Consider the following 4,893-nt stretch of genomic DNA (forward strand, 5'->3'; position numbering starts at 1 on the left):
GGGCCTCTCGCGCCATGTCGCTGGCCCCGGCCGCCAGCACACCGGGCGGGGGCCGCCGCAGCACCGCCGGGCCCGTGGTCAGCATCACGCCCTCGTTGCGATTGGCGATGCCGCCGCCCAGCCGCTCCAGACGGGTCCCGGCGGCAAGCGCCAAGCCCAGTGTCGGCAACCAGGCGAAGAGACGGTCAAGATCGGTCATAGCACCGGCATCACCATCGCGCAGCGATTGGCAGGATCAAGGCCAAGCCTGGCCTCCTGCGCGAGGATGGCTGCCAGCCAGTCCGGCACCGCGTCGCCCTGCATGTCCTGAAAGCCGATGCGGCGGTACCAGGGGGCGTTCCACGGGATGTCGCGAAACGTGGTCAATGACAGCCGGTCGCAACCCAGCGACGGCGCTGCCGCCGCGGCGGCAGCGATCAGCGCCCGGCCCAGGCCCTTGCCATTGTGATCGGGATGCACATCAAGTTCGCGCAGATGCAGCCAGGGCGCTCTCGGCTCGGTCAGTAGAAATCCGATTGGCGCCTCATCACGATCGGCGGCCACCCACAGGCAGCCCAATTCATGCGCGGCGGCAAAGGCGGCGAGCGGGATCGAGGGCAGATCGGCATCCAAGGCGGCGCTGGTGCCGGCAAAGCGCGTGCCGGCGGCATCCTCGATCGCCGGCAACAGAGGCAGGTCAATGGGGCGCGCAGGCCGGATCATCTTACTATGGCTATCACGGCCGGCCACGGCTGCAACCTGTGTCAGAAACAGGTCACTGGAAACACGCCGGGGCCATGCCTATGCTTGTCGCCATGGCCGAACTGCCCATCCTCACTTCCGAGCGGCTCGTGCTTCGCCCGCACCGGCTCGATGATTTCGAGCGGCTGGTCGCGATGTGGTCGCATCCCGTGGTGGTGACGCATTTCGGCGGCAAGCCGTTCAACCGGGAAGACAGTTGGAATCGTCTGCTTCGCTATGCCGGCCACTGGCAGTTGATGGGCTATGGCATCTGGGCCGTCACAAGACCGGGCGAGGATATGCACTTGGGCGATGTTGGCTTCCTGCATGCGGAGCGCACCGGCGTCGAACCCTTTGGCTGCCCGGAAGCGGCCTGGGCCTTTCATCCCGAAGCGCAGGGCCAGGGCTATGCCAGCGAGGCAGTGGCCTGCGCGCTCAATTGGGCCGACACGCGCTTTGATCGCACCGTCGCCATGATCAACCCGGCCAATGCCGCCAGCATCGCGGTCGCCCGCCGCTGTGGCTTCAGCATCTTTGGCGAGACCAGCTACAAGGAACAGCCGATCGGGCTGTGGGAACGGTTCAGAACGTCGTCCTGATCGTCAGTCGGGCCGTGCGCGGTGTGCCGGTAGTGATGTTGTTGTCGGTGTGCGCCGTCGGGAAATAGCTGGTGTTGAAGATATTCTCGACATTCAGCTGCGCCACCACGCCCTTGGTGACCGTGACGAACAGCGCGCCATCCACCCGCGTGTAGGCCGGCAGCCGCACCGTGTTGCTGATGCCGGTGAAGCTGGCGCCCTGGTGCAGGATGCCAACGCCCAGCCCCAACGGCTTGGCGATCTGGAAGCGCTGCCACAGGCTGGCCTGGAAATCCGGCACCAGTGCCACATGGCGGCCGGCTGGCGCGGCACTGGTGGTGGAAACGATGCGGGCACTCTGCACGGCGACGCCGGCCTGCACCTGCCACCACGGCAGGATTTGGCCATCCAGGCCCAGTTCGATGCCGCGGCTGCGCTGCTTGCCGGTCAGTTCGATGGTGCCGGCCACCGCGCCGGGCGCGCGCGTGTTGCTGCGCTCCAGCCGATAGGCGGCCGCCGTCAGGCTGAGGCCCGGCATGATGTCCCACTTGCCGCCCACTTCCAGATTCTCGAAGCGCTCCGGCTCCAGCGCCGCCAGGCTGACATCGAGGCTGGTGAACTGGTCACCCGATTGCGGCAAATAGGAACGGCTGTAGCTGGCATAAAGCGAGGCGCTCGCCGCCGGCTTCACCACCAGGCCCAGGCGCGGCGACCACAGCGTGTCGGTGCGCGCAAATGACAGGCCACTGATCCGGTTATCAACGGTCAGCCGGAAACGGTCGACGCGCAGGCCGGCCAGCAGGATGACATGCTCGCCGATTTGCAGCTGATCCTGCACGAAGGCGGCGGCAATGGTGGCATGGCTGCGGTTGTCGCGCGCCGATGCGCCCTGGCGCGGCCGGAAATAGACGGCGGGAATGCTCAGCGTCTCGGCCAGCGGCACATTCGCGGTAGTGGTGTTGTCGACCGCGCTGAAGAAGCCGTTGATGCGCTGGCCGTCGTTGCGCTGATCGCCCAGTTCGAACCCGGCCAGCAGCTCGTGGCGCAGCGCGCCCGTGCTGAAATTGATCAGCAGGTCGGTCTGGGTGAAGACATTGTCGCGCACGAACTGTTCGCGATAGGCCTGCATTGGCACGCTGCCGGCAACGACCGCGCCAGACGCAAAGACATTCTGATAAAACTTGTCGTAATTGGCATAGCGCGTGCGGTTGCGCAGGCTGATGTTGTCGGCCAGCTTGTAGTCCAGCGCCAGGGTCAGCGCATCCCCGTTGGCGCCGGTCTTGTTGAGCGCCGGATCGCCGAACAGCGTGTCGCGGTAACCGGCAATCGGCGCATTGCCCAGCGACGGCACGCCGCGATCGGTGGTGCGGCGATCATCGATATGTTCATAGCCCAGCACCAGCGTGCCGCGGCCGCCCAGATCAAAAGCCAGCGTTGGGTTCACCGCCCAGCGTTCCAGGCCATAGAAATGGCGGTGGTTGTGGGCATTTTCATAAACGCCGTTCAGCCGGGCGTTGATGCCGGCCGCCAGCGGCTCGTTCAGGTCGCCCGCAACCCGCCAGCTGCCCCAGCTGTCCACCGCGACATCGCCAGCCAGCAGCCGCGTGGCTTGCGGGGTCTTGGTGACGCGGTTGATGACGCCGCCGCCACCACCACGGCCGAAGATCATGGCGTTCGATCCCTTCAGGATTTCCAGCCGATCGAGGTTATAGAAATCGCGATAGACCTGCGCATCGTCGCGCACGCCATCGACGAAGAAATCGGCGGTGCTGTTGTTGCCGCGCAGCACGACCTGGTCGCGATTGCCTTCGCCCTGCGCGCCGACGGCGCCCGGCACGAAACGCAGGGCCTCCTGCACCGACAAGATGGCCTGATCGTCCAGCCGCTCCTTGCTGAGCACGGTGACGGCCTGCGGCGTGTCGAGCAGCGGCGTGTCGGTGCGGGTGGCGGAGCTGATGCTGCCAATGCGATAGGGCGCGTCACGCTGGCCGGTGACGACGATGGTGCCGGCGTCATCCTCCATCGTGTCGGCCTGCACAGGCAGGGCGAGCATGAGGGACGACAACAGAAGGGCGCAACGCATCGGGCAGTTCCTGCGAATGACTATCAGTTGCGCCGCTTATTGCGACCCATTCGCAGCTTGGCAAGTGGAAAATTGCGAACTCTTCGCAATAATGCCGATCAGTCTGGCGGCAGCCCGCACAGGGCCAGGCTGTCGGCCCACAGGGCGGCGCAGGCGGCGTCATCACGGGCCAGCGCAGAAGGTTCCGGCCAGCCCATCCGGCTCTTGCGCAGCGCTGCATATACCTGACCCGGCGGTGGCCGTAGCGTGGTGGCCAGATCGGCGAGACCGCGTCCCGAGGCCGAAAGCGGGTTCATCATGCGGCTGAACGGCACCATCAGCGGCAACAGTGGCCAGACCAACGCGCGCACCAGCCACATCTGCTGGCGCACCAGGCCCGTGCCGGGGGTGAGGCCGGGATCATAGGCGACCACGCTGATGCCGCGCGGATCAGCGGCCGCCCGCAGTGCTGCGACGCGTGCCGTCATCAGATTGGCGAGTTTGGAGGCGGAATAGGCGCGCATGCCAGCCGTGATTGGGCTGGCGTCCAGCTTGGGGTCCAGCGTGGGATCGGCCAGCCAGTAGGCGTTGGCGTGACGGGGCGGCGGCACGCCGGTGCGCTCCTCGGGATCATGGGTGCCACTGCTGGTGATCACCACGCGGGCGCCGCTGGCCAGGTGCGGCCACAGGCGTTGCAGCAAGAGGAAATGGCCGAGGTGGTTGGCGGCAAAGGTCAGTTCATGGCCATCCACCGATCGTTCGGCCACCGTCGGCCGCTGGCCGCCGGCGTTCAGCACCAGCGCGTCGATGCCGGACCCGCCAAGGGCCGCGATCACCGCATCGGCAAAGCTGCCGACGCTGGCCAGGCTGGCAAGATCGAGCGGCAGGCCGGTGGTGCCGGCTGGCGCCGGCCCCCTCACCCCGATCAGGATGCGCGCGCCTGGCTGCGCGGTCAGGTGGCGCAGCGCTTCGGCACCAATGCCTCGGCTGCCGCCGGTCATCACAATATTCATGATCAAGCCTTACGCTGCAAAGTTTACATCGTATAAATTGCGTGCCGCCGCTGGTCAAGCTAGACCCATCTCGTGAAACCCGAATCAGCCTGGCACTATGATGGCGACCTGAAGGCCGCACTGGTCGATGCCGCCCGCGCCATTGTCGAGCGCGACGGCGTGGCCGCCCTGTCCCTGCGCGCCGTCGCCCGCGCCACCGGCGTCTCCGCCATGGCGCCCTACCATCATTTCAAGGACCGAAGCGCCCTCGTCGCCGCCGTCGCTGCCGCCGGCTTCGACCAGCTTTACACCGACAAGATGGCCGCGCTGGCCAGCGCCCCTGGCGATCCCGCCCAACGCATCGTCGCGGGCAGCATGGCCTACGTCCGCTTCGTCACCGAACACCCCGAACTCTACCGGCTGATGAAAAGCCCGGAACTGGCCGACCGCAGCGCCCATCCCGCCCTCGCCGCCGCCGCCGCCCGGCCCACCACCAGCCTCGCCGCCATGCTCGCCGAACTGGCCGCCGCCGGCCGCCTGC

At 67.0% G+C, this 4,893-nt stretch carries 6 protein-coding genes; 2 read left to right on the top strand and 4 right to left on the bottom strand.

Annotated elements, in window-relative coordinates:
- Together GJ693_RS13730 and GJ693_RS13735 are read right to left on the bottom strand one after the other, a co-directional pair.
- Positions 1-199: phosphotransferase family protein (locus GJ693_RS13730; protein WP_197042204.1), on the bottom strand; the 199-nt coding region annotated here is incomplete at its 3' end.
- Positions 196-702, bottom strand: coding sequence for a GNAT family N-acetyltransferase (locus GJ693_RS13735; protein ID WP_156256845.1), 507 nt, complete (start codon positions 700-702; stop codon positions 196-198). The genes GJ693_RS13730 and GJ693_RS13735, both read right to left, overlap by 4 nt.
- 92 nt (positions 703-794) lie before the next feature.
- Here GJ693_RS13735 and GJ693_RS13740 point away from each other — a divergent pair, with 92 nt between their 5' ends.
- Entirely contained in the window at positions 795-1,319 is a 525-nt protein-coding gene (locus GJ693_RS13740) for a GNAT family N-acetyltransferase (RefSeq protein WP_156256846.1), read from the top strand.
- Here the strand turns inward: GJ693_RS13740 and GJ693_RS13745 are convergent.
- Together GJ693_RS13745 and GJ693_RS13750 are read right to left on the bottom strand one after the other, a co-directional pair.
- Positions 1,303-3,351 carry a TonB-dependent receptor gene (locus GJ693_RS13745; protein WP_235902922.1) on the bottom strand — a complete coding sequence of 683 codons (2,049 nt, stop codon included), beginning with the start codon at positions 3,349-3,351 and terminating at the stop codon, positions 1,303-1,305. The two genes, GJ693_RS13740 and GJ693_RS13745, sit on opposite strands and share 17 nt — an antisense overlap.
- 128 nt (positions 3,352-3,479) lie before the next feature.
- The gene (locus tag GJ693_RS13750) at positions 3,480-4,373 is read right to left on the bottom strand and encodes an SDR family NAD(P)-dependent oxidoreductase (RefSeq protein ID WP_156256848.1); all 894 of its coding nucleotides are present in this window, start codon (positions 4,371-4,373) and stop codon (positions 3,480-3,482) included.
- A gap of 72 nt (positions 4,374-4,445) precedes the next feature.
- Between GJ693_RS13750 and GJ693_RS13755 the strand changes: the two genes are divergently transcribed.
- Positions 4,446-4,893 (top strand): TetR/AcrR family transcriptional regulator (locus tag GJ693_RS13755; protein WP_156256849.1); only part of this gene is annotated, 448 nt, incomplete at its 3' end.

The sequence above is a fragment of the Sandarakinorhabdus oryzae genome, from assembly GCF_009733735.1.
In the GTDB taxonomy this organism is placed as follows: Bacteria; Pseudomonadota; Alphaproteobacteria; order Sphingomonadales; family Sphingomonadaceae; genus Sandarakinorhabdus; species Sandarakinorhabdus oryzae.